Here is a 1,725-nt window from a genome sequence, read left to right as displayed (position 1 = left end):
GTGCCCCGACGACGCGAGGTGCGCCGAAGACGCCCGGTGCGCCACCCGCACCGTCGGGTGCGCAGCCACCCGCTCCGGCAACCGGCGAATCCACGACGACTCCGCGTCCGACCGACGCGCCCGTGCTCGGCGTCGGCGACCCGAACCGCATACCGAATCTGACGGAGTTGATGCTGGACAACCAGCGGCGCGTCCAGGCGCAGTTGGAGGCCATCAACCAACTCCGGGGCGGTCCGGCCTTCCCCGACCCCGGCCAGCCACCCGTGGGGGGCCTTCCCGGCCAGCCACCTGCCGGCCCGGGCCAGCCGGCCGCGCCCAGCAACCCGGCCGACCCAGCGAACGTGGCCGCACCGGGGCCCGAGCCTGCCGGCCCGCCCCCGAAGAGCCTCGAGGAGTTGATGGCCGATCTCGACGGCCTGACCGGCCTGGACGCCGTCAAGAAGGAGATCCACCAGCAGGTGGCGATCCTCAAGGTCGAGAAGCGGCGTGCCGAGGCGGGTCTGAAGACCGCGACCATCACCCGTCACCTGGTCTTCGTCGGCAATCCCGGCACCGGCAAGACGACGGTCGCGCGCATGGTCGCGGGCATCTACCGTGCGCTCGGGCTGCTCACCAAGGGCCATCTGGTCGAGGTCGACCGCTCCGAGCTCGTTGCCGGCTACCTCGGCCAGACGGCGATCAAGACGGCGGAGGTCGTCGCCAAGGCGCTCGGTGGCGTGCTCTTCATCGACGAGGCCTATGGCCTCTCGGGTGACCAATACGGTCAGGAGTCCATCAACACCCTGGTCAAGGAGATGGAGGACAACCGAAACGACCTGGTGGTGATCGTCGCCGGCTATCCGACACCGATGATGGAGTTCATCGCGCAGAACCCCGGCCTGGCCTCGCGCTTCAAGACGATCATCGAGTTCGCCGACTACACCGACGACGAACTCGTCGGGATCATGACCTCGCTGGCCACAGCCACGGACTACGACATCACGCCCGAGTCCGAGGCCGTCGTCCGCGAGATTCTCGCCGGGACGCCGCGCGATTTCACCTTCGGCAACGGCCGGTATGTCCGCAACCTCCTGGAGGAGGCGATCGGTCGCCACGCGTGGCGACTGCGTGACTGCGAGGAGGTCACCACCGAGCAGTTGCGCTCGCTGCTTCCCGAGGACTTCCGCGACCCGGTGGAGGTGGTGGCCTTCGGTGACGACGCCGGCATACCTGCAGGTGAGGAGGTTGTCGGTGGTGCCGATGAGACTGTGACATCTGAAGGTGACGCCACGGGGGTGGTTGTCGCGGACGAGGCGAACGACGAGGGCGGCGCAGGGGCCGGCTCCGCGGACGTGACCGATGACAGGAGTGACGTATGACGATCATCGCCAATGCGCCCGACCAGGCGCCCGCTCCTAGCGCCTCCGCGGCAGCGGCCAAACGCCGCGCCCGGTCAATAAGAAAGGGCCGCCGGACGACCCGGCGGCCCGATGCATTTCGGCCGACGCGCCGCTTACGCGGCGAGCTGGCGCAGCACCTACTGGAGAATGCCGCCGTTCTTGAAATACTCGATCTCGTCGAGCGTCAGGATGCGGCAGTTCAGCGGCACGGTCGCCTTGCGGCCGTCGCCGTAGTCCGCCGCTCGCCGCTCGCGGGCCAGCGCATCCTCAAGTTCGGTCGAGCTATGCTTCGCGCCGTACTTTTCGGCCACGGCGGCGGCCTGCTCGCCTGTGCGGCTGATGATCG

At 68.8% G+C, this 1,725-nt stretch carries 2 protein-coding genes; one reads left to right on the top strand and one right to left on the bottom strand.

Going from position 1 to position 1,725, the window contains the following annotated elements:
* On the top strand, positions 1-1,358 hold a 1,358-nt coding region (locus PKH97_RS16400; RefSeq protein WP_324388675.1), incomplete at its 5' end, for an AAA family ATPase.
* A gap of 158 nt (positions 1,359-1,516) precedes the next feature.
* Here the strand turns inward: PKH97_RS16400 and PKH97_RS16395 are convergent.
* Positions 1,517-1,725 (bottom strand): hypothetical protein (locus tag PKH97_RS16395; protein ID WP_324388674.1); only part of this gene is annotated, 209 nt, incomplete at its 5' end.

The organism is Nostocoides sp. (genome assembly GCF_035343835.1).
GTDB classification, from domain to species: domain Bacteria; phylum Actinomycetota; class Actinomycetes; order Actinomycetales; family Dermatophilaceae; genus Nostocoides_A; species Nostocoides_A vanveenii.
This window is presented reverse-complemented; position numbering and strand designations above follow the sequence as displayed.